This is a genomic window from Leptolyngbya sp. NK1-12 (genome assembly GCF_032598965.1).
Classification (GTDB): domain Bacteria; phylum Cyanobacteriota; class Cyanobacteriia; order Elainellales; family Elainellaceae; genus Elainella.
This window is the reverse complement of sequence record NZ_CP053586.1, coordinates 2,153,074-2,174,828: the sequence shown is the minus strand read 5'-3', so window position 1 is coordinate 2,174,828 and position 21,755 is coordinate 2,153,074. Positions and strand designations below refer to the sequence as shown.

Genomic DNA, 21,755 nt, shown 5'->3' with positions numbered 1-21,755 from the left:
CACGAAACCCACCCAGCTAAAAGATTGCTCAAATTCTTAAATTTGCTTTAGTTTAGGGCAACGCTAGACGTTCAGAGCAGCCAAAATATCGCTAGCGTGGGTATCCGTTTTAACAGTGGTATAGACCTGGCTAATTTTGCCTGAACCATCAATTACATAGGTAACGCGCTTGGCATAACCACCACCATCGACATCATAGGCTTTGGTAATCGTGCCATTGACATCAGCCAACAAGGGAAACGGCAAGTTGAACTTCTGAGTGAACTGTTGGTGAGAAGCCTCGTCATCCATGCTGACGCCTAACACGACAATATCTTTGCCCTGATAGTCTGTATAGGCATCGCGGAAACCACAGGCTTCTTTGGTGCAGCCCGGCGTGTCATCTTTAGGATAGAAATAAAGCACGACGGTTTTGCCCGCAAAGTCTGACAGAGAAACCGTGTTGCCGTTGGTATCTTTAACCGTAAAGCTAGGGGCAGTATCGCCAACTGATAAAGGCATAGATTTTCGTCCTTTTGCTGTTACAACGTTTTGCTAATACAGGTCCGGTTACAGATTTTAACGTTGATTGGCTGGCAAAACTCTATAGATTGGCGGTTATGAATCCGGCGGTTGAAACCGCAGCTACACAGACAAAACCCACCTCACCTACACGGGTGATTCAACCAAACGATAAAGATTGGTCACAGTCCACCGTATTCCTGCTCAAACTTCCTGCTCAATCCAGCGCTGCAAAATCGGATTGATTTGTTCCGGGGCTTCATCCTGCGGACAGTGACCCACACCCGCTAATGAAACGAATTCTCGCACTGCCGGATAGTGAGCAAATTCCCGTCCCCGTGCGACCGGCTCCCAGGGATCGGCTTCGCCCCAAATCACCAACGCAGGACAGGGCAATACGGCCAGCAGATCTTCGGGCAGAGGCCCTTGCGAGTAGGCCGTGAAGGCTAAGAATACATCGGCAGCACCCGGATCAGAGGCAGGAGCCATCAACAGTTCGATTAATTCATCCGTAACCGCTTCCGGACGAGCATAGGCTTTGAGCAGAATTTTACGTACCGTATTCGGCTTAGCAATGGCCCGAAAGAAGCTATGCCCAACGCCGCGAATTGACAGCAGCTTTTGCAGCAACGGCGCACCAATCTGACGATACCAAGGTTGCTCCGCCCGTCGCCGGTCATGCAGCAACCGCAGCGAACAGTTCAATAGCGCCACAGACACCACTTGATCGGGAGCTACTACCGCTGCCTGCATCGCCACAATACAGCCCACCGAGTTGCCAATCAATACTGCCGGTGAGCCAACCACCTCACGGCAAAAATCGACAATTTGCTGGCCCCAGGTTTCAAAGGTGTAGGCAATCGGCTGACCGGGGACTGGCTTAGCAGATGCGCCGAAGCCAATCAGATCAATCGCATAAACACGGCAAGTTTGCGCCAACACTGGGATCGTTTTACGCCAATGGCCCCAACAAGCCCCAAAACCGTGAATCAGCACAATCGCCGGTCCGGTTTGTCCTTGGGTTTGATAGCAAATCGGAAACCCCTGCCAGCTCCAAACTTGCGGAGCCGCCAAACCATCGGTTGATAAAGGAGCAGAAGCCGTCATGTCATTACAAATCTTTACGTTTGTTCTAATGATTATTCTGACATGTTTGCTCTGAACCAGCCGAGCTTTACCTAGGATGAAGCATGGCTCCTGAAGATTGAACTAGTGAAACTTTAATGAAACTCTTTAGAATGGCGCTTTTGAATCTCTTGTTTGATTGTCGCCAAATCCGTGTAGTAATCAGCCACATTGATCAAGTGCTCGCTGATCATGGAACGCAACCCTACAACTTCGGTTTGCACGCCCTGATAGTTGACGAAATCAAGGGCACAGGTGAGGTCACCGTCACCGCTAACCAAAATCATGGTGTCGCAGTAGGGAGCCAATCTAACCAAATCGACCGCAATTTCGACATTTAAGTTGACCTTTTTGGCTCCTGTAGTGGACTGAACCAACTCTTTTGCCACAACACGATAGCCATTGCACTGCATCCAGTACAAAAATCCCTTTTGTTTTTCGTTGCTGGGGTCTACCCCCGTATAGAAATGGGCATGAATCAACCGTCCACCAGAGACCAAGCAACTCAGCAGCCGCGTATAGTCAATCTCGATTTCCATCTGCATCGCCGCATAGAACAGACTGGCTCCATCGATGAACACGACAACTCGACCGCGATCTGTGCGTTCAACTCCTTGAAATTCGCCAGAAGAAGCAGATGACGGTTTAGCAGCGTAGGCATGACCGTTACTACTGGGTTGAAAAGGTCTTGGGGGGATTAGTTGAATCATAGTTCACTCGTCTTTTATGGCTGGCAGATTTTGATTATTTATTGGTCAAGGATTATCAGGCAGCTTGATTGATTAAGCTTGATTGATTAAGCAGCACCCCGGGATTCAGCAATATCTCGAATAAGACGAATCCTAGAGCTGATGTAATCGTAGAGATGACAGACCTCCTCACCCGTGAGGAGCACCTTGCGTGAAATTCGTTGCAATAGCAGTTTGACTAAAGCGGTATCTGGCAGGCTCAATAGCTCGCTACTCTGGGTTTCTTCGATCACGTCCCAAACCAACCGTAGGATGGAGGAATCCATGCAACTACACCTCTATGCGATGGCTCAGAAAAATTTAACATTTTCTTTAGATTTAATGGAAGATGATAAATAGGAAACGCTATTAGTTTTAACCTTTAGCAATATCCCTTAACCAAGCGTAATATTCGTTAGGGTTTAGAGGAAGCTGTAAAAATTAATCGTGCTGATTCTAGGGTATGACTGGGTCTGAGGCTGTATATCCCAAGACGGATTCTATAACCGACCATGAATGTGACCTTTATCAATCTGAAATTGGTTCAGATTTGGTGCAGTCTCATGGCGTTTTATTCATCTTGAGCTACCCTGACTTAATAATTCAGCAGGTAAGCGCTAATCTCTCGGATCATTTTAATCTTTTACCTGAGGATTTGTTGGGTCAATCCTTAAGCAATCTGCTTGAACCCGACTCAATTGCTTTAATTCAGCAGATTCTACCCACAAATCAGCCCACCCATCTGCCGTACTTGCGCTCCCACACGCCCCAGCGCGACTGGGAAGGCAACTTTCATTACAACGAACAGTCTGTCCTTTTGGAGTTGGAGCCACTGCAGGCCGAATCCAACCCTCATAGCCTTGCTGTGAGCCACTTGCGCCTCCGCAGCGCCATTGGCCGACTGCAACAGGTGTCTAGTTTGTCAGATTTCCTTCAGCTTGGGGCAGCAGAAATTCAAGCGCTAACCGGATTCGACCGTGTCATGGTTTATCAATTCGATGCTCAAGGAGCCGGTGAAGTCGTTGCCGAGGCCAAGCGGCCTGATTTAAGCCCATACCTTGGTTTGCATTTCCCGGCTACCGACATTCCCGAACCGTCTCGCCGACTCTATGCCGAGGGGTTATTGCGCTACATTCCTGATTTATCTGCTGCGGAAGTGCCCCTGATGCCGACGGAGAACCCCCTAACGCATCAGCCCCCTGACCTTAGTTTTGTTACCCTGCGCGGTACCGATCCTTGCTGCGTCGAGTATCACCGCAATATGGGGGTATCTGCCCTGATGGTGATTGCGTTGCTAAATAACCAACAGCTCTGGGGCCTTATTTCCTGTCATCATCAAACGCCCAAACGCATACCAGGTGCCGTGCGGAGCGTCTGTGAATTGCTGGGACAATTTATTACCGCAGAGCTGGCCAATAAAGTCAATTATGAAGAACTGGATGCAATTGTTAAGCTCAAACGCCGCCAGTCCGAGTTTGTTGAATCGATTGCCCAAGCCGAGGATTTGAAAACAGCCCTCGTCCATCCCGCCCCTCGGATTCTCGATCTAGTGAATGCCAAAGGCGCGGCGGTTTGCCTAGACGACGAGATTACCCTGGTGGGAGCCACACCCAGCCTAGAGCAAGTCCAGGATTTGATTCAGTGGGCCACCACTCAGGTCAGCGACTCTTTGTTTCACACCGATTCGTTACCCAAACAGTACTCGGCTGCCGAAGCTTACAAAGAAACCGCAACGGGTTTATTATTGCTGCGCATCTCGCAGGTGCGGCGCTACTACATTCTGTGGTTTCGTCCAGAAGTGCTGCGCACCGTGAATTGGGCTGGTGATCCAACCGCCTCCCTCCAAGTCGGCGCTGATGGGCATCTCACTCTGTCACCCCGTCGCTCCTTCGAGCAGTGGCAAGAAACCGTGCGGCTGACCTCCCAACCTTGGCACCCTAGCGAACTGGCCAATGCCCTAGACCTGCGCAACGCCATCGTCGGCATTGTGCTGAATAAGGCCGATGAACTAGCCCGCATGAATCAGGCGCTAGAGCGCAGCAACCAAGAGTTAGAATCCTTTGCCTATGCTGCATCCCACGATCTGAAGGAGCCATTACGCGGAATTCATAACTACGCCACCTTCCTGATGGAAGATTATCAGGAACTGCTAGACGAGGCTGGCCTCGATCGCCTGCAAACCTTGGTGCGGCTGACCCAGCGGATGGAATCTTTAATCGACGTGCTGCTGAAATTTTCCCAACTTGGGCAGACCGACCTGAGCCGCCAGCCGACGGATCTAAATGAATTATTAACGCAAGTGATCAACGTATTTCGGATCAGCCATCCCCAAGCCCGGATTGACATTCGGATTCCGCGCCTTCTGCCAACCGTCAACGTCGATCCGGTTCTGGTCAACGAGGTATTCAGCAATCTGCTCAGTAATGCTGATAAATACAACAATCAGGCTCAGCCCTGGGTCGAGATTGGCTACCTAGACGCTGCTGAAGCAATCGAGCAAGTGCCCAGCGCTGATCCCCTAACCCTAACCAAGCCAATCTTTTACGTGCGCGACAACGGAATTGGCATTCGGGAACGTCATCTGGAAACGATTTTTCGGCTGTTTAAGCGACTGCATCCCCAAACCATGTACGGCGGTGGCACGGGCGCAGGGCTGACCATTGCCAAAAAGATTGTCGAGCGGCACGGCGGCGAAATGTGGGTCAACTCCAACTATGGTGAGGGGTCGGTGTTTTATTTCACGCTGGAGTGATTAAGCTTTTTAATAGCTCTGCTAAACTTAACAAATGATTACAAAACTTTACGAGATCTAGAATGGGATAAGCTTTTTAATAAAATCTTTAGATTTATCTCATGACGGTAAAATCTTACGAGCCTTTACTAGTTGCCGAGGACAGCGACGAAGATTTCGTAACGTTGCAGCGCTTGATGCAGCGAATGAAGGTGCAAAACCCGATTTACCGCTGTGCCGATGGCGATTCGGTGCTGGATTTTTTGCAGCAAGTCGGTGAATCTGAGGAGTCGGACAGGGCACTACCATCGGTAATTTTGTTAGACCTAAATCTACCCGGTACCGATGGCCGTGATGTCCTGGCCCAACTCAAGCAGGACCAAAGCTTGCGGGAAATTCCTATCGTTGTGTTTACGACATCGTCTAACCCAAAGGACATTGAGTTTTGCTACCAGAATGGTGCAAACGGCTACTTGATCAAACCCATGGATGCCCGCGAACTGCAAAGAACGATTCAAGCCTTTGTTGACTATTGGTTAGAGGCCAATATGCCTCCAATTCAGCCATCCCAATCATGAATGGTGACCATCCTAGGCCACGCTCATAACCTTGACAGCTAACCTATGGCCCTAGCTTGCATCCACGCTGTCTTGCCTCTAAAGCAACTATTGCTCAAATTGAAGAAATTTTAGATTTTGCTTTTACTACGAATAGATTTTTCCCAGACTCTGCAAGTTGTGACATCCTTAATAGAGGAGAGTGACCTTCTCCAGGTGAACTATGGTAGAAACCTGCACGCTGCTAATTGTGGATGACTGTGCAGAAGATAGAGAAGTCTGCCGGCGGTATTTGCTCAAAGATCCACAACAGTCTTATCAAATTTTGGAAGCGGATTCGGCAGAAGATGGCTTGTCGCTGTGTCAAGAACGCAATTGCGACGCTATCTTGCTAGATTTCTGTTTACCCACGATGAACGGATTGGAATTCCTCGATGCCCTGAAGCAGCACCAACCCGATCCAGTACCCGTAATTTTGCTCACTGGCTATGGGGCCGAAGAGGTGGCCGTCGAAGCCATGAAGAAAGGTGTTCAAGATTATTTGATCAAGCAGCAATTGCAGCCCGACGTACTCCAGCTCACGGTCCGCAATGCCATTCAGCACTGGCAGTCTCAAATTCAGCTCAATAAAACTGAACAGCGGCAGCGGCTCGTCAACACCATTGCCTTGCATATGCGGCAATCTCTGGATCGCCAACAGGTACTGCATACTGCCGTTACTCAAATTCAACAGCTTTTGGAATGTGATCAGGTGGCAGTCTATCAGGCTCAGTATGGCGAAACTCAACCACCCGACCTCATCAAATGGCAACAAGTCACAGCAGCCGGACGCACTAGAACTGTATCCCCTTCCTCTAGCGATCTCTGGATCGAGACCATCGAGGCGGCAATCCATCAAGCAGACCCAGCTAATGCCGCCATTGACCCAATTGGATGGAGTTGGGAGACGCAAAACAAACTAATTCTGCCGCTTTTTCTATCATCTACCGAGGTAACTCAGGAACAGTCCATTCAGGAACAGCGATTATGGGGTGTGCTCGTGGCCCAGCACAGTGCTGTGAAGCCGTGGCACAGCGATGAAGTTGAGATTGTGCGAGAGCTGGTCACTCAGTTGGGAAGTGCTTTGCAGCAAGCTGAACAGTTTAGCCAAATGCAGGTAGCGTTGGAGCAGGCGCAGCAGCTCAATGCTTTTAAGTCGCAAATGGTGGCAACGGTTTCTCACGAGTATCGCAACCCCCTGACGGCGATTTTAGCCGCGGCTTCTACCCTCAAACTCTACAGCGAACAATTCGATTTGGCGCAGCAGCAGCACCTTCTCGCCACGATTGAAGACAAAGCTCGCTTCATGACGCGATTAGTTGAGGATCTACTCGTGCTGGAGAAGCTAGAGCTGGGACAGATGGGTTTTAGACCACTACCGCTCAACATTTTGGAATTAGTGGCTGACGTTGTAGAGGAGCAACGCTGGCTGGCTGGCGAACAGTATGAGATTATTTTTCGCGTCAGCGGCAACACTAAAGGCTTTTGGGGTGATTCAGATCTGCTGCGCCAAATCTTGGTGAATTTGCTGTCTAACGGGATCAAGTATTCACCAAACGGCGGCAAAGTAGAGCTGCACTTGAGCGGTACTACTTCTCACTTGATTTTCTCTATTCAGGATCAGGGGATTGGGATTCCTCTAGCAGACCAAGAGAAGTTATTCCAAGCGTTTCAACGAGCAAGTAATGCCGAGGCTATCGCTGGAACGGGCTTGGGTCTAGCCATCACCCAAGCCTGCGTTAAGCTGCATGGTGGTGATATCAGTATTGACAGCATTGAAAATGTAGGCACAACTGTTACTATTCGCTTACCCAAAGGGCTACGATAGCATTTCAATTTCTGAAAATAAGCAGACGCTAGCGAGCATCGCAAACAGAAATAACATATCAGGTAAATCGAATTTAAAACATATCTACAATAGTTTTTCCTAAAAAAGAGCAACGCAAATACGAATCAATTAGAGACAATCTGTAATTGAAGGAGTAAATACAGTATGGAGAGGCAATATCAAATCTCAAAATGCCCGCCTCTATCTGACTTGAGCTACCAACGTGCGATGGCGAGGGCTGTTACAGACTACCGTCGGTTTTGTAAAGCCTGCTGCGTAAATCGCCTGCTCCAACTCCAAAGCAAAGTATTGATCAAGATAGGGTTCAGTACTTTTGAGCAGCGTTAGAACATAGGGTGGCATTTTGACAAATATGTCTGAATTGGGATTCATGTCCATAATCGCGAGATAGCCACCTGGGCGCAATAACCGCCTCGCTTCATTCAGAATTGCAATCGCGGCAGTTTGGGGCAGTTCATGAAACACCAAGTGAGCTGAAACCAGATCAAAGGAAGCATTTGGTAAGCCGGTGGCTTCTGCAGCTGCGTGTACCCATGTAACCGGCATTGCCTGCTGCTTTGAGCGATATTGAGCCACTGTCAGAAAATAGGGCGACAGATCAACGCCCGTGATTCTGGCCTGCGGATAAACTGCCTGCAGCGCAAACGTACTCATACCAACGCTACAGCCGAGATCAACAATATCCTGTGGCGGATTAGCAATTTGCTGTTGCAACACCCGATGAAAGCTCTGCCGCAGCATAGCATCTCCTTGAGCACCTGCCTCCGGCCAGATCCGAGCGTGAACCGCATGGGCGGCCACTTCTACTTCTAGCGCCGCATCCCAACTGAGGTTGCCCTGGTCATAAGCATGGAACGAGGTCAAATAATAGTCGGGATAAACCAGATCGGCAGTTTCAATTTGCTTCAGTTCGGCCTCCCAAGCTGGAGAAAACTCGCATTGCCCATTGCGAGACCGTAGTGCCTGCACTTCTTGCCGCCAGTAAACCCCTATCGACTCAGCTCGTTTGATCATCATGGTGCGAGCCTGGTGTTTTGCCATCTGGGCCAAGGGCTTTACGGCCAAAATACCATTGATTAACTGGGAGGCAAAATTAGGAGCAGAAGTCGTTGCAGCAGTCATAGATGGAGCGGTCATGAAACGGTAAATTTAACAGCAATTTAATAATGTTGCTTGAGGTGGGGCAACCAGCCTGGAACAAAGCTGAACTGGCTCAGTCCAGGGGGTAGGTGCTTTAAGGAATCCTTCAAAATTGTAGGGCAGATCGGAGGGTTAATGCTGCATCTGTGGAGTAGGTGCCCTATTCCCCACCTATTCCCCAAGCTAGTTTCAGCCAATTCTAAATCCCTGCAAAAATTAGCAAAATCACACCAAAAGAAGTGATATTGTTTGAAAATTCCGAGTGATCCGATCCATTTCCCCTCAGAAGCTTGAGCAAGCTGCCACACTAGAATAGATCAAGTAACGAATGCTCAACTTAGCAATTAGGCAATCGATTTAGCCTGCGGCTTACCTAACAGGCAGCAACCTCAATTGGGAGAGCATACCAAGAACCAGCATACACAAAATTATGGAGATTTCTGACTCTTCATTCTCTAAGCAACTACTCTCAGTTGAGGCGCTGAATCAAGTCCAGCAAGCCCTTGAGCAAATGGCTCAGGAAAATCAGGCTTTGGTTTTGACTGAAGCGGTTGCCTCCCATCCCATTGAGCGGGTTGATCGATTTGTGCTGGTGCTTTCAGAACCGTTTAGCGCCCTCCTTTGCGGACAGGCCACTGGAACAATTTATCAAACCGAACTAACTTTCACTACCGACAGCATTCGCCTGTTTGCCCAGCAGTTGCTTGAGCAGCATCCGCTTGTAGATTGGAGTGAATCCCTCAAACAGCAGCTTGCTACCATCGGCCCCAATCACCCAACTCAGCAAAGCCAGTTTACACTAAAGCTCGTTTCACTCCTGACGATGCCGTCCCATTGCCAACCTGCCGAAACCGCACTTTGGCAGCAAATCCAGCAGGAACGACTCTTAAATCAGGTTACGTCGCAAATCCGACAGAGCTTGGAATTGCCAATCATTCTGAGAACAGCCGTAGAGCAAGTGCGCCAGTTTCTGCAAGCCGATCGGCTGGTCATCTACCAATTTAATGCACCCAGCGCTACACCTTTAAGCGAATTTGACCTTCCCATGCCCGATCCGGCCTTAGTCGCAGGAGAGACGTTCGCTGGGGACGAAACCTTAAGCGAAACAGTGGGCGGAATCGAATTGAGCAAGCAATTTATACATGCCTCTGAAAACCCTGAACAAAACATCGAACAAAATTTTGGACAAGGAGCTGAACAAAGCGCTAGACAGGTTACTCCATATGGCTCAGTGATCTACGAAGCACGGGCCTCAGATCAGATTCCGTCGGTGATGCATTTATCCGACGCTCACTGTTTCGTACAGGAATTGCGCCACAAAGACTGGCGGCTTTTAGAAATTGCCGACGCCATCGAAGATGTGGAAGTCAGCTACAACTCAATCCCCTGTCTGCTAGAGTTTTTGCGCCGTGCCCAGGTCCGCGCCAAGCTGATTGCTCCGATTCGACTCCAGGATCAGCTATGGGGATTGCTGATTGCCCATGAGTGCTCTCAACCTCGACGCTGGCAGGACAGCGAACGGCGATTTCTCCAACAAATTGCTGAGAATCTAGCGATTGCCATCAGCCAAGCCCAGCTTTTTGCCGAGGTGCAGCAGCAAAAACAAACTTTAGAACAGCGCGTGATCGAACGAACTCAAGATCTGCGAGATGCTCTGCTAACAGCCCAGTCTGCTAACCGGACTAAAAGTGAATTCCTAGCAGCAGTCAGCCATGAATTACGTACACCGCTTGCCTGTATCATCGGCATGTCAGCCACACTACAACGATGGTCGAAAGATGTTTTAACACCCCGACAGCAAAACTTTTTGAAAACGATCCATGAAAGTGGGGAACACCTGTTGTCATTGATCAATGACATTTTGGATTTATCCCAAGCAGAAGCTGGACGGATGATTCTAAATCTACAGCCGATTTCGTTGACAGGAATTGCCCAACAAACCCTGAAAGCCTTCGAAGGGCAAGCATCGCTGCAAGAAGTGGAGCTAGAACTCGATTTACGCATCGAACCCCAGCGGGACTCCTTCGTTGCTGACCCCAGGCGAGTGCGGCAAATTCTGTTTAACCTTCTGAGTAATGCGATCAAATTTACGTCTCCAGGTGGCAAGGTGACGCTACGGGCCTTTGTCCAGCCGGAGCTAGCAATTTTTCAAGTTAAAGATACCGGCATTGGGATTCCCGAACCTCAGTTACCGCTGCTGTTTCAAAAATTTCAGCAGTTAGACTCTAGCTACCACCGCGAATATCAGGGGACAGGGCTAGGGCTGGCACTCACCAAACAGCTTGTAGAACTGCACGGCGGCTGGATCGAGGTTGAATCCACTGTGGGTGTCGGCTCGGTATTTACGGTCAAGTTACCCGTCCAGCAGAACCATTTACTTGCTGGTACAGGCCAGACCGCTAAATTCGATCAGTCAATCAGCAGCCAAGGTCGAATTGTTTTAGTTGATCCAAACGAGGATAGCGCCAATTTTGTTTGCGATCTTTTGCTAGCAGCGGGCTATCAAGTGATCTGGTTGCTGGAAGGAGCTGCCGCCCTCAATCAACTTGAAGTTCTTCTACCTGCCGCCGTGATCTTGAACGTGCGCCTGCCGGACATGGATGGCTCGCATCTGATCCGCAGCTTGCGGCAAAATCCTAGCACCAAACATCTTAAAGTATTAGCTCTGGTTCCCAACCCACCCACTCCAGACTCTCCTACCGCGACTGTTTCTATAACTGCTGGCAATCATGAAGCGACTAGAGCACAACAGTGGCAGGCGATCGGCGCCAATGAAGTTTTGCAGCATCCCATTCACCCCGAAGCCTTACTCCAAACAGTGAGAGCCTTTTTTACCGATTCGGACTAGCTGGTGTCAATTTAGGGATTAATCTCAATTTCTTTCAATTAGTTTACTCTCTCCTCGTCAGCCTTTTACGCCTGACCGAGACACAGATCTAAAGACACAGATCCAAACTGAAGAGGTAGAGCAGGTATATTGACTGCACCCTTCGCACCCTCACAATTGCGAAGACTCTGCCGAGAGTATCAGCCAATATACACCGCCCTACCCCTATTCACCTCATGGGTAGATATTCAGATCCTGCCGAAGCAATCAAGAGTTAGCCGTTTGCGCAGCCAGGAGTTGCTTTAGCTTCTCCAACTCTTGCGCCCAGCGAGGATCGGGCTGTACAGCGTCTGGTTCACCAGAGGTGGAGGACTTGCGCGACTTATTGCCACCCTTGCTGCGCTTGCTCGACCCATTCGCAGCCGGAGCAACACTAGCAGCTTGTTCGCCCTCTTCCTTACCCTTACTGCGAGGCTGGGCTACCTCGATCTTGAGCGGGCTATCCTTGAGCATAAACCCGTTGAATTTTTCAATGACCTGATTGGCTTGCTCCTCATTTTTGACAGTGACAAAGCCAAATCCACGGCATTTACCAGTCTTGCGGTCAGTAATCACCTTGGTTGAGATAGAACTATCAAACTCGGTGAAAACGGATTCCAATTCCTGACGTTCTAGATCTTTAGGCAAGTTGCCAACATACAACCGAATGGACATGGAAAAGAATACCTCCAGAGGCTCAATAAGAAACTATTTCAAACAAAGAGTCATTCTGATACAAGCTGAGGACTAACGTTAGATTCTCGAAACGCATCAATTCGCTCGGCATGTCTCGGTCAAACCTAACAGTATGGCTTTTGACAATACTACTGAGGAATGCACCTTTTATAAAGAGACTTTTCAACGTTGTATACACTTTCCCATCTGCTATTACACCGAATGGGATGCAAAATTTACATAACTGAGCGAATGAACTAGCCTTTCGCGGCACCAAGATAATAAGAATAGCAAAAATAGAACGTTGACGTTGGTTGAACCGCCTAAACATCTTTGCGCCACTCATTAAGGTATCACGGTGTCGGGCTTGGAGCTAGCTTATCTACAAGAATTCATTGAAGATTTTACTTTGGTGAACCTGCTAAGAATTCAATCGTAAGGCATAAAGATTGACCGCTACAATCAAACTCTTACGCTTAAATCAAGCCTAAATCAAACGGCCTTAACAGCTGCTATTGACAAAAACAGGGTAATTTGTGATAAAAGCCAGCCCATATATGGCTGGCCAAACTCGCTGTGTTGGGAGGAGATAACCCGATACCTAGGAATACTCCACGACGCTGTTCAGAGCAGTTCCCTATCCTGAACCGCGCTGGATGCCCCAAGATCGTGTAACAAAATATTAACACATTTTCTAGTGAAATCGCAATAATTCGTTACATTAAATTTACAGTGGCATTTAGTAGCAGTGCTTGATGACAGGAAAACAACCCCCTCTACAAGCAATCAGCCGAATACAGCCTGGAAATTCAGCCGGCATTCCGTAGCTTTTTAGTAGTTTTTCAGCGCCCGCTGAATTTCCCGATCGGATTGTTTGCGTTTCAAATCTTCTCGCTTGTCGTGTAGTTTCTTGCCGCGCACCAGAGCAATCGTCAGTTTGACCCAACCGCGCTTCAAGTACATCTTTAACGGCACCAACGTCAGTCCTTTCTGCTCAACCTGACCAATTAACTTACGAATTTCCTGCCCGTGCAGCAACAGTTTGCGAGTCCGGCGCGGATCGTGGTTAAATACCTGGCTGGCAGTTTCATGGGGCGAAATGTGAACATTATGCAGCCATGCTTCTCCGTTGCGAATCAGCGCATAGCCGTCCCGCAAATTCACCTTACCCTGCCGGATCGATTTCACTTCAGTGCCACGTAGCTCCACTCCAGCTTCGTAGGTTTCCAAAATTTCGTACTGGAAGCGAGCCTGTCGATTATCCGCTACGATTTTGAAGCCGTCACTTGAATCACTCATGCTGTTACTAAAGCGTTGTTAAAGTTAATTTCCCTGCAAAGATTGTTCAGTTAATCCGCTATTCCACCACAATGCACCACTCATGCACCTGGTAATCTACACAGCCATTTTGAATTAGCGGATCCTGTGCCACAATTGCCTCTGCTTCGGCTAAGTTGGCCGCTTGAAATAGCATCATGCCACCACCCCGCTCAGCCCAATATCCCGTTTTCGCTTGGTGTCCTTGCTGAATTAACCGCTTGACATAGTCTTGATGAGCTGGAACGAACCGATCAAATGTTGTTTTATCAACAATTCCGGTTTCAATTTTGACAAACCACGGCATGGACTGGCCTCAGCAGCTCAAAATTCCAGGATACCGCAACCCGATAGGGGAGTAACGAAGCCGCAAGGCATTGCAATCTTCGATACCTACTAAGCAACTTCTGCTAGCAGAAAGTCTGGGCGATTCGTGATTGAGAAAGCTATAAGTTGGGTGATTGATGCTGTAGGAGCATTCCCAATAGAAAACCGCCTGACTTTTCCTTACTGTTAAAGTCTTAGCGCTTGTTTGTAAACAAAGATTGAGATCCCCCTAAATCCCCCTTAAAAAGGGGGACTTCAGAGATTTAACTCGGTTCCCTCCTTTTTATAGGCTTTGCCTTCCCGTTAGGGTAGGAGGGTTAGGGAGGATCAGATGTGAAGTCGATTCTAGCCTCTTAAAATTCATTTACAAACAGTCTCTTAGCGCTTCGGTAAAGTTGTCCTACAGTCAATTCAGCCTTGTAATTCAGCCGCGATCAAGCTCGATCAATATCTCCATTATTTCGTTTCCATTATTTCTGCTCCTATGTCTCGCACAGCACTAATGCGGCTAGTCCGCCGCGCCTATCAAATTTCGCGCCTATCGGTTCAAACCCAATGTTCTCCATTTCAAATCGAGGCGTCACTTCAGGGTGCAGTTTCTCGCAGACAGGTGCTTGGTGGCCTTGCAGCCATCGGCATAGCTGGTTTAAGGCCAAAATCAGATCTCCAGCCACTGGCTCAGCAACCTTTCCCAGCCAAGTTTAACGACAGACAACCTAGTGCCCCTAGAGGAGACGACCCAGTACTAATTGTGGGAGCAGGCATAGCGGGCTTAACAGCCGCCTATCGGTTGCAGCAAGCAGGAGTACCTATCGATGTGATTGAAGCCAGCCATCGAATCGGGGGGAGGCTCGTAAGTTTAACTAACTTTCCTGGCAGTTTAGGCACTGTAGAATTGGGCGGAGAATTCATTGATTCGCACCATACCCACGTCCGCCGCTTAGCAACAGAACTGGGACTAGAACTGGCCGATCTGCGAGCTGCCGACGCGGGCTTAGAACGGGAGATTCTGTTCTTTCAAGGGCAGCGAGTCAGTGAAACCAAAGTAATTGAAGAATTCGCCCCCTTGGCCCACCGCATCAACGCAGACTTGGAGACTCTAAACACCCGAAACATCACTTACCACGAACCCAGCCCCCACGCAATCCAGTTAGATCGGATGTCGCTGACCGAGTACTTAGAGGCGGAACCGATCAGCCCGCTAATCAAGCAACTCGTGCAGGTCGCCTATGTCACCGAGTTTGGGCGCGATTCAGACAGTCAATCCTGCCTAAACATGCTGTTTCTGATCGGGGCTGAAGTGGGCAAATGGAGCACCTATGGCCTGAGTGATGAACGCTACCATGTAGTGGGCGGCAACGACCAGATTCCGAAGAAATTGGCGGAAAAACTAAATAGCTGCATTGTCTACGGAACCGTTCTCGAATCGATTCGGGCCAGCGATGGCGGCTATCGTGTTAGCCTCCGCCAAGACGGGACCAGCCGAGAGCGCAACTACAGTCGAGTGTTGCTAACGGTACCCTTTAGCGTTCTGCGGCAAGTTGAATTGGCGGTTGATCTACCTCCAGTGAAGCGGCAGGCGATCAGCGAATTGGGCTACGGCACCGCTTCTAAGCTCGCAGTTCCCTTCCGAGAACGCATCTGGCGGACGCGCTACGGCTGCACGATCAGCGTCTATACCGATATGGATTTTCAAAATACCTGGGAAAGTGCTCGCTACAATCCCGGTCCAGGCGGTTGGGTGACGGATCTACGAGGCGGCCAGCAGGGTGTTTTATTAGCTGAAGGCAGTCCAGACGATCAGGCTAAAGGCTTGAGTCAAGATCTAGAAGCAATTTTTCCGGGCATTAGTCGAGTTTCACGAGGCAGAGCACTGCGTGCCATTTGGGCTGCCGAACCCTATGCCCTGGGGTCCTACTCCTGTTACCTACCTGGCCAATGGACCCAATTTGGCGGCGTAGAAGCTGAGCGGGCTGGCAATCTCTGGTTTGCTGGAGAACATTGCTCGCTTGGCTCCCAGGGCTACATGAACGGGGCCTGCGAAACGGGCGAAGCTGCCGCTCAAAGTATTCTGGCTGACCTGGGAGTTTTAGCAACTGTTAGCTAGTCGTGGGCAGTTTACCTCTACAAGCCAGGGTGAATGTGGGACAGGTTCTCGCTCATCTGCACCAACTTCTCGCTAGTCCAAGTGTCGGCTTCCGGCTCAGGCTGCGATATCTTTAACCCAAAGCCAAAGGCACCAGCCAAGTTACTGCTCAGGGTGATCAAGTGATTCGTCTTGCTTGTTTGAGTACGCCCAAATAGTTGCCGAACAACTCGTTTAATCCAGTTCAACATCTTAGTCCCCTTAATCCTTTCACAAGTGGTGGTGGTTCTTTTTATCTTCAGTGTAGGAAACCGCAAACGAACCTACAAAAACAGGCTTGCATGGTTTCCATGAGCAGGTTCTATGCTTGCAAGGTAGAGGTTCTATTAGACCATTAATTTTAGAGGTGAGCAAAGATTTAATGATTACGAGTCGAGGAGTTCGCGATAGAGTTACTAAAACCCCAAATTAAAGAGATTATTGGAGGAACTGCTCTATGCTTCCTGATGCTAAATGTCCAGCTTTATGGGTCGCCTGGGATTCGAACCCAGGACCAATCGGTTAAAAGCCGAGTGCTCTACCGCTGAGCTAGCGACCCGTCTGGTGCGTTTCGCACACCGTATTCCACATTAGCATACGACTATGGACAAGTGGCAAGAGTAGGGCTATTTTTTCTTGATTCTGGTCCCATCGTTGACTGCCTAGATACCCAACTTACTCTTAGTACTCTTAGTTGCGGTGGTTATTGTTGTAGCGCACCAAGGCACCGGCCCATTGCAGCTTCTCGCGCAGCGTTTGGTAGTAGGAATAGTTTTCGCGCAGCAAAATGAACTCTGCCGGACGCTCAGCCATGCGGATATCGACTCGCTGTCCTGGCCAAATGGCGGTCGCCAATACCCCATCCATCCACAGTTTAGTACTTAATTCCCGATCGGCCAGCGGCCAGATACTAACGACAGACCCTGCGGGCAACACAATCGGACGGCTGGACAAACTCAGCGGACAAATCGGCGTCACCACAATCGCATCCATACCGGGGTGAATGATTGGCCCCCCTGCCGCTAAGGTATAGCAGGTAGAACCAGTCGGTGTTGCCACCAGTAACCCATCGCCCTGATACTGGTCAATTACTTCACCATCAATTTCCATTTCTAGAAATGAGGTCAGCATCCGGTCGGCTGAAGCCGGTTTGACGCACATTTCGTTGAGGGCATAGAAACAGTCGCTCATTGGTTCTGAATCCATGCGGTTGCCTTCAAAAGTCATGGCCCGCAGCATCATCCGTCGCTGCACCGCAAATTGATCTGCCAACAAGCGGTCCCACAGCTTTTCCGAGTCCTGCAAGACTTCCGCTGGTTCGGTCAAAAAGCCCAAATGACCGCCAATATTGACGGCCAAAATCCGAATCCCATCCGGAGCTAGGTGTCGCGCTGCGGCCAACGCCGTACCATCTCCGCCCAGCACAATCGCCAAATCAATCGGTTGCTGCACCGACGCCAAAAAAACGGGATAGGGATTATCCTTGGCACCACTGGGTCCCACCAAAGTTCGACAGCCCCGCTTTTCCAGTTGACTCGCGCATTCCTCAGCGCGTCGTTGGCTGAAGCTATCGCCTGCCTTGTAGCTGATAATAACCTGCTTTAGCTCCACTCCCAGTTGCTGACTGCTCCCTCTACCATTTCAGCAGATTGAACTGCTCCATATCTACGGTATCGCGGTTTCGATAAATAGAGAGGACAATCGCCAATCCAACGGCTGCCTCTGCCGCCGCAATCGAGATCACGAATACAGCAAACACCTGGCCGCGAATGTTTTGCGGATCGAGGTAGTTGGAGAACGCCATCAGGTTCAGGTTCACAGAGTTTAGAAGTAGCTCGATGGACATCAACACGCGAATCGCGTTGCGGCTCGTCACCAATCCGTAAATGCCAATACAGAACAAAGCAGCAGCCAGCAGCAGAAAATATTGCAGTTGCATAAGCGGAATGAAATCGATTTAAGGGCTAAGGTGGAATGTTGATTAGATACTACTTTTTGCTACCAGAGATTAACTCACGCGGACGTTCGGGCAGCGTTAGGGCATCGGATTGCTCCGGCAAACGGTCTAACAGCTCATCGGGCAGGAAGTCGCGCCGCGCCAAGACAATTGCACCAATCAGAGCCATCAGCAGCAGTACTGAGGCTAGCTCAAACGGCAGCAGGTAATCGGAAAAGAAGTGCTTACCAATTTCAACAATGGCCTCATCGCCAATCGGCATTGCACCTGAAATTGCCCAAGGCGTCGCCAGAATCATGGTAGACAGCAACGCAAACAGACCGACGCAAACCGCTGCGGTGGCCGCTTTACCAAGCCAGGCATTTTTGACGGGCGTAAAATCCTGCCGCTTGTTGACCAGCATGATCCCGAACAGAATTAGCACGTTGACGGCACCCACATAGATCAGCACCTGAGCTGCCGCCACAAATCCCGCATTCAGCAGGATATACATGCCCGCGATGCAGACAAACACCAAACCCAGCAGAAATGCCGAATACACAATATTGGATAACAACACTACACCCAGCGCCGCCCCAAGCATCATGGCTGCCAGCACTAGAAACGAAACCAGTTGAACCCCTTCAGCTAAACTCACGTTGCCTCTCCCCTTTTAAAAGTTCTAAGTTTTAAGGTTTGAGTTTTAAGTTTTAAGGAGTGGAATCAGTAACCTTAACTCAAAACTTAAAATTCAAAACTCAAAACTTCTATTTACTTCTATTTACTTCTATTTAGTGTTTTCCATTTCTTCCAGAATTTCTTCTGGCAGTCTACCAGCTCGTCGAGCACCCGCAGGTAGATCATGGCCGCTGAGGACGCCCTTCGGCAGGTAGGCAAATTCGCGAATTGGCGTCACCATCGGGTCAGAATGAACCACGCTGTAGGGGACCCGTCCCAGCGCTACGTTGTCGTAGTTCAGCTCATGGCGGTCGTAGGTGGCCAGCTCGTATTCTTCGGTCATGGACAGACAGTTGGTGGGGCAGTACTCTACACAGTTGCCGCAGAAGATGCAAACGCCAAAATCGATGCTGTAGTGGTTCAGCTTTTTCTTCTTGGTTTCTTTGTTGAATTCCCAATCCACAACGGGCAGGTTAATCGGACAAACCCGCACGCAGACTTCACAGGAAATACACTTGTCAAATTCAAAGTGAATCCGGCCCCGAAACCGCTCGGAGGGAATCAACTTTTCATAGGGATACTGAACGGTAACCGGGCGACGGTGCATGTGGTCGAAGGTAACGGACAACCCTTGACCGATGTATTTCGCAGCTTGAACCGCCTCTTTGGTGTAATCACCGACTTGCTTCAGGAATTTCAGCATAAGGCTCTTTAGATGAATCAGTTTTGAGTTTTAAGTTTTGAGTTTTGAATTACCAGAACTGAAGGCGGCCTACTCTGACGTGAAGTTTAGTTTTGAGTTCTGAGTTTTGAACTACCAGAATTGGAGTCGGCTACTTCAACTTAAAACTGAGAACTCAAAACTCAAAACTTTTAGAACTAGCCGCCAAAGGCAACGGGAAATGCCAGCTTTAGCCCAGCGGTCAGCAGTAGATTTACCAGCGACACCGGCAGCAAGAACTTCCACCCTAAATCTAACAATTGATCAATCCGAACGCGGGGCACCGTCCAGCGCAGCAGAATTGCCAGGAACAGCAGCAGGTATGCCTTGAACAGCGTCATCACAATGCCCAATGTGCCCGTGATTACCTGAAGCCAGGGGGTAGATTCACTCACTCCAATCCAATTAGCGAGTATACTCACCGGAATCGGAAACTCCCAGCCGCCCAAATACAGCACCGCTACTAACAGCGCCGAGAGCACCAAATTGGCATAGGAACCGGCATAGAACAGCATGAACTTGACCGCACTGTATTCGGTCTGGTAGCCCGCTACTAGCTCTTCTTCCGCTTCAGGTAAATCGAAGGGCAACCGTTCACACTCGGCCAAGGCCGCGATCCAGAAAATCACAAACCCAACGGGCTGCCGCCAGACGTTCCAGCTCAAAATGCCATAGTCTGCCTGCTGATTGACAATATCAATCGTGCTGAGGGAATTGGACATCATCACGACCGCCAAAATCGACAGCGCCAACGGAATCTCGTAGCTAATCGACTGAGCCGCTGCCCGCAAACCGCCCAAGAGTGAATACTTATTATTCGAGGAGTAGCCCGCCATCAACAAACCGATCGGCGCAATGCTAGAGAGGGAAACCCAGAGAAAAATCCCGATATTGAGATTGGTGATCACCAGGTTTTGCCCAAACGGCACGATCAAAAACGACAAAAAGACGGGGATGAACACCAACAGTGGCGCGACGGCAAACAGCAACGGGTCAGTCTTTGCCGGGTACATATTTTCCTTGAACAGGAGCTTAAGCACATCCGCCACCGGAACCAACATGCCAAATGGTCCCATGTATTCTGGACCGATGCGCTGCTGAGCCGCGGCTGAGATTTTTCGCTCCAACCAGGTCGAGACGAGCGCAAGTACCGTGACGGCTCCAACAATCACCACCATCGGCAGCGGCATCCAAACGATTTTGGCCACACCGGGCGTCAGACCAAACCCTTCAAGGAGTTCAATAAAGCTGGCTTGTAGATCAATTCCTGGACTCATGTTTCTTGCTGAACTGAGTGGACCGTATGGCTGGCGTACTGAGTTATTGTGAAGTTTTTTCGCTAGCCTCCAGCCTTAGTATACCGTTGCATGGTTTTCCTTATGGTCTGCCGGACGACAAGAAGATCTGCTAATTAGCATAAGCCTGTCTTAAGACTCCGAGGTTGAACTGCTGATTGTTTCGTCAAGCTCTGACGAGGTTGCTCATCACTATCAAGTTAGTTCTATAGCAGAACTTAGAAAAATCAGAGGCTGCCAAGCAGAGTTCTTTACCTGCCAAAACGATTACAAATCCGTAATTGCCGAGGTGAACCAAGTTTTACCAAAAATGTGTCACTTTTTGCACTTGTCAGTATGATGTGGAGCTATTCGTCGCGTCTAGCGGCTGACTGTTTATTCTGTGGTGATTTGTGTCGAGAACCATGCAGATTCCTTCCTTCCCTGAATGTAATCATCCCCTTGTGCAAACGCTGCATCACCATAGCGACCGCGAGTTGTTAACCCTGTTTCAGCGCCATCCAGAGAGTGGCAAGTACTTTACGGCCATCTTTTGTCGCTACAGCCCAATTGTCTATTCGCTGATCCAGCACTCGGTGCGCTCTCCGGCCCAAGCAAACTATTTATTTGCCGTGACTTGGCGGCACCTATATTACGAGCTTGGTGGCTTAGATTTAAACGGCAAGCTCGTCCAAAGCCCCACCTTCTCGTTGCAAAGCTGGTTAATTCAAATTACGGCTCTCTGTATCAATCGGGTCGCTCTGCCAGCCGTAGAAGAGATTAACTACTCCCTGCCCGCGGCTTCACCGCCCTTCTGGTGTTTTGTTGAGCAAGCTCTGGATCGTCTCACTCCCCGTCAGCGGTTCATTATATTGATGGCGCAAACGTTTCACTGGAGCGAACCCCGGATTTCGGCCTATCTACAAGCCGAGGGAGAAGTCATCTCGTCCCAGGAGGTGCAGCAGGAACTAGCCGACAGTTACCAACAGCTAGAGCTAGCCCTACCCGAAGATATCTGCGCCATCTATTTAAATCGATCGATGCCCGATCCGCTCAGCAACAACCGAGATGAGTTGGAGTCAATTTTCCGACTAGATCCAATTGAACCAGTGTTTGAATCCCATTAGCATCTCATTAGCAACGGCAGTCAAAACACCTCTACATAG

Annotated in this window: 20 protein-coding genes and 1 tRNA gene; 6 read left to right on the top strand and 15 right to left on the bottom strand. The window is 49.4% G+C overall.

Features of this window, described 5'->3' with window-relative positions; genetic code table 11:
- Positions 1 to 63: 63 nt before the first annotated feature.
- From HJG54_RS08950 to HJG54_RS08935, 4 genes are all read right to left on the bottom strand, one after another.
- On the bottom strand, positions 64 to 501 hold the full coding sequence (locus HJG54_RS08950; RefSeq protein WP_316434531.1) for a peroxiredoxin: 438 nt from the start codon (positions 499 to 501) through the stop codon (positions 64 to 66).
- Between the two features lie 204 nt (positions 502 to 705).
- Complete coding sequence (locus HJG54_RS08945) at positions 706 to 1,608, bottom strand: alpha/beta fold hydrolase (RefSeq protein ID WP_316434530.1); 903 nt, start codon at positions 1,606 to 1,608, stop codon at positions 706 to 708.
- Between the two features lie 113 nt (positions 1,609 to 1,721).
- On the bottom strand, positions 1,722 to 2,336 hold the full coding sequence (locus HJG54_RS08940; protein ID WP_072009762.1) for an NYN domain-containing protein: 615 nt from the start codon (positions 2,334 to 2,336) through the stop codon (positions 1,722 to 1,724).
- 86 nt (positions 2,337 to 2,422) lie between these two features.
- Positions 2,423 to 2,641: a hypothetical protein gene (locus tag HJG54_RS08935; protein WP_063834748.1), complete on the bottom strand. Its 219-nt coding sequence runs from the start codon at positions 2,639 to 2,641 to the stop codon at positions 2,423 to 2,425.
- Between the two features lie 176 nt (positions 2,642 to 2,817).
- Here HJG54_RS08935 and HJG54_RS08930 point away from each other — a divergent pair, with 176 nt between their 5' ends.
- From HJG54_RS08930 to HJG54_RS08920, 3 genes are all read left to right on the top strand, one after another.
- Positions 2,818 to 5,106 (top strand): ATP-binding protein, encoded by a 2,289-nt coding sequence (locus HJG54_RS08930; RefSeq protein WP_316434527.1) that lies wholly within the window; start codon positions 2,818 to 2,820, stop codon positions 5,104 to 5,106.
- 101 nt (positions 5,107 to 5,207) lie between these two features.
- Entirely contained in the window at positions 5,208 to 5,663 is a 456-nt protein-coding gene (locus HJG54_RS08925) for a response regulator (protein ID WP_316434526.1), read from the top strand.
- Positions 5,664 to 5,865: 202 nt separating this feature from the next.
- Positions 5,866 to 7,509, top strand: a complete 1,644-nt coding sequence (locus HJG54_RS08920; protein WP_316434525.1) for an ATP-binding protein — start codon at positions 5,866 to 5,868, stop codon at positions 7,507 to 7,509.
- A gap of 201 nt (positions 7,510 to 7,710) precedes the next feature.
- Here the strand turns inward: HJG54_RS08920 and HJG54_RS08915 are convergent, their stop codons facing one another.
- Entirely contained in the window at positions 7,711 to 8,652 is a 942-nt protein-coding gene (locus tag HJG54_RS08915; protein WP_316434524.1) for a class I SAM-dependent methyltransferase, read from the bottom strand.
- Positions 8,653 to 9,100: 448 nt separating this feature from the next.
- Between HJG54_RS08915 and HJG54_RS08910 the strand changes: the two genes are divergently transcribed.
- Positions 9,101 to 11,518: an ATP-binding protein gene (locus tag HJG54_RS08910; RefSeq protein ID WP_316434523.1), complete on the top strand. Its 2,418-nt coding sequence runs from the start codon at positions 9,101 to 9,103 to the stop codon at positions 11,516 to 11,518.
- Between the two features lie 246 nt (positions 11,519 to 11,764).
- Here the strand turns inward: HJG54_RS08910 and HJG54_RS08905 are convergent, their stop codons facing one another.
- The 3 genes from HJG54_RS08905 to HJG54_RS08895 form a co-directional block, all read right to left on the bottom strand.
- The gene (locus HJG54_RS08905) at positions 11,765 to 12,211 is read right to left on the bottom strand and encodes an RNA recognition motif domain-containing protein (RefSeq protein ID WP_316434522.1); all 447 of its coding nucleotides are present in this window, start codon (positions 12,209 to 12,211) and stop codon (positions 11,765 to 11,767) included.
- Positions 12,212 to 13,042: 831 nt separating this feature from the next.
- Positions 13,043 to 13,510, bottom strand: a complete 468-nt coding sequence (smpB, locus tag HJG54_RS08900; protein WP_036003815.1) for an SsrA-binding protein SmpB — start codon at positions 13,508 to 13,510, stop codon at positions 13,043 to 13,045.
- A gap of 58 nt (positions 13,511 to 13,568) precedes the next feature.
- The gene (locus tag HJG54_RS08895) at positions 13,569 to 13,835 is read right to left on the bottom strand and encodes a YciI family protein (RefSeq protein ID WP_036003814.1); all 267 of its coding nucleotides are present in this window, start codon (positions 13,833 to 13,835) and stop codon (positions 13,569 to 13,571) included.
- A 504-nt stretch (positions 13,836 to 14,339) separates the two neighbouring features.
- Here HJG54_RS08895 and HJG54_RS08890 point away from each other — a divergent pair.
- On the top strand, positions 14,340 to 15,962 hold the full coding sequence (locus HJG54_RS08890) for a flavin monoamine oxidase family protein (protein WP_316434520.1): 1,623 nt from the start codon (positions 14,340 to 14,342) through the stop codon (positions 15,960 to 15,962).
- Between the two features lie 17 nt (positions 15,963 to 15,979).
- Here HJG54_RS08890 and HJG54_RS08885 read toward each other — a convergent pair whose 3' ends face one another.
- From HJG54_RS08885 to nuoH, 7 genes are all read right to left on the bottom strand, one after another.
- On the bottom strand, positions 15,980 to 16,192 hold the full coding sequence (locus tag HJG54_RS08885) for a hypothetical protein (protein ID WP_316434519.1): 213 nt from the start codon (positions 16,190 to 16,192) through the stop codon (positions 15,980 to 15,982).
- A 275-nt stretch (positions 16,193 to 16,467) separates the two neighbouring features.
- Positions 16,468 to 16,539, bottom strand: a tRNA-Lys gene (locus tag HJG54_RS08880).
- A 131-nt stretch (positions 16,540 to 16,670) separates the two neighbouring features.
- The gene (locus HJG54_RS08875) at positions 16,671 to 17,591 is read right to left on the bottom strand and encodes an NAD(+) kinase (protein ID WP_316434518.1); all 921 of its coding nucleotides are present in this window, start codon (positions 17,589 to 17,591) and stop codon (positions 16,671 to 16,673) included.
- Positions 17,592 to 17,613: 22 nt separating this feature from the next.
- Positions 17,614 to 17,919, bottom strand: coding sequence for an NADH-quinone oxidoreductase subunit NuoK (nuoK, locus tag HJG54_RS08870; RefSeq protein ID WP_036003806.1), 306 nt, complete (start codon positions 17,917 to 17,919; stop codon positions 17,614 to 17,616).
- 49 nt (positions 17,920 to 17,968) lie between these two features.
- Positions 17,969 to 18,574 (bottom strand): NADH-quinone oxidoreductase subunit J, encoded by a 606-nt coding sequence (locus tag HJG54_RS08865; protein ID WP_316434517.1) that lies wholly within the window; start codon positions 18,572 to 18,574, stop codon positions 17,969 to 17,971.
- 129 nt (positions 18,575 to 18,703) lie between these two features.
- Positions 18,704 to 19,294: an NAD(P)H-quinone oxidoreductase subunit I gene (ndhI, locus tag HJG54_RS08860; protein WP_316435623.1), complete on the bottom strand. Its 591-nt coding sequence runs from the start codon at positions 19,292 to 19,294 to the stop codon at positions 18,704 to 18,706.
- A gap of 179 nt (positions 19,295 to 19,473) precedes the next feature.
- Positions 19,474 to 20,592 carry an NADH-quinone oxidoreductase subunit NuoH gene (gene nuoH, locus HJG54_RS08855; protein ID WP_316434515.1) on the bottom strand — a complete coding sequence of 373 codons (1,119 nt, stop codon included), beginning with the start codon at positions 20,590 to 20,592 and terminating at the stop codon, positions 19,474 to 19,476.
- 422 nt (positions 20,593 to 21,014) lie between these two features.
- Here nuoH and HJG54_RS08850 point away from each other — a divergent pair, with 422 nt between their 5' ends.
- On the top strand, positions 21,015 to 21,716 hold the full coding sequence (locus HJG54_RS08850; RefSeq protein WP_316434514.1) for an RNA polymerase sigma factor: 702 nt from the start codon (positions 21,015 to 21,017) through the stop codon (positions 21,714 to 21,716).
- The last annotated feature ends 39 nt before the right edge of the window (positions 21,717 to 21,755 follow it).

Excerpts from the sequence above, each read along its gene's own strand:
- HJG54_RS08950 (WP_316434531.1), bottom strand. The coding sequence starts at position 501 with ATGCCTTTATCAGTTGGCGATACTGCCCCTAGCTTTACGGTTAAAGAT.
- HJG54_RS08945 (WP_316434530.1), bottom strand. The coding sequence starts at position 1,608 with ATGACGGCTTCTGCTCCTTTATCAACCGATGGTTTGGCGGCTCCGCAA.
- HJG54_RS08940 (WP_072009762.1), bottom strand. The coding sequence starts at position 2,336 with ATGATTCAACTAATCCCCCCAAGACCTTTTCAACCCAGTAGTAACGGT.
- HJG54_RS08935 (WP_063834748.1), bottom strand. The coding sequence starts at position 2,641 with ATGGATTCCTCCATCCTACGGTTGGTTTGGGACGTGATCGAAGAAACC.
- HJG54_RS08930 (WP_316434527.1), top strand. The coding sequence starts at position 2,818 with ATGACTGGGTCTGAGGCTGTATATCCCAAGACGGATTCTATAACCGAC.
- HJG54_RS08925 (WP_316434526.1), top strand. The coding sequence starts at position 5,208 with ATGACGGTAAAATCTTACGAGCCTTTACTAGTTGCCGAGGACAGCGAC.
- HJG54_RS08920 (WP_316434525.1), top strand. The coding sequence starts at position 5,866 with ATGGTAGAAACCTGCACGCTGCTAATTGTGGATGACTGTGCAGAAGAT.
- HJG54_RS08915 (WP_316434524.1), bottom strand. The coding sequence starts at position 8,652 with ATGACTGCTGCAACGACTTCTGCTCCTAATTTTGCCTCCCAGTTAATC.
- HJG54_RS08910 (WP_316434523.1), top strand. The coding sequence starts at position 9,101 with ATGGAGATTTCTGACTCTTCATTCTCTAAGCAACTACTCTCAGTTGAG.
- HJG54_RS08905 (WP_316434522.1), bottom strand. The coding sequence starts at position 12,211 with ATGTCCATTCGGTTGTATGTTGGCAACTTGCCTAAAGATCTAGAACGT.
- smpB (WP_036003815.1), bottom strand. The coding sequence starts at position 13,510 with ATGAGTGATTCAAGTGACGGCTTCAAAATCGTAGCGGATAATCGACAG.
- HJG54_RS08895 (WP_036003814.1), bottom strand. The coding sequence starts at position 13,835 with ATGCCGTGGTTTGTCAAAATTGAAACCGGAATTGTTGATAAAACAACA.
- HJG54_RS08890 (WP_316434520.1), top strand. The coding sequence starts at position 14,340 with ATGTCTCGCACAGCACTAATGCGGCTAGTCCGCCGCGCCTATCAAATT.
- HJG54_RS08885 (WP_316434519.1), bottom strand. The coding sequence starts at position 16,192 with ATGTTGAACTGGATTAAACGAGTTGTTCGGCAACTATTTGGGCGTACT.
- nuoK (WP_036003806.1), bottom strand. The coding sequence starts at position 17,919 with ATGCAACTGCAATATTTTCTGCTGCTGGCTGCTGCTTTGTTCTGTATT.
- nuoH (WP_316434515.1), bottom strand. The coding sequence starts at position 20,592 with ATGAGTCCAGGAATTGATCTACAAGCCAGCTTTATTGAACTCCTTGAA.
- HJG54_RS08850 (WP_316434514.1), top strand. The coding sequence starts at position 21,015 with ATGCAGATTCCTTCCTTCCCTGAATGTAATCATCCCCTTGTGCAAACG.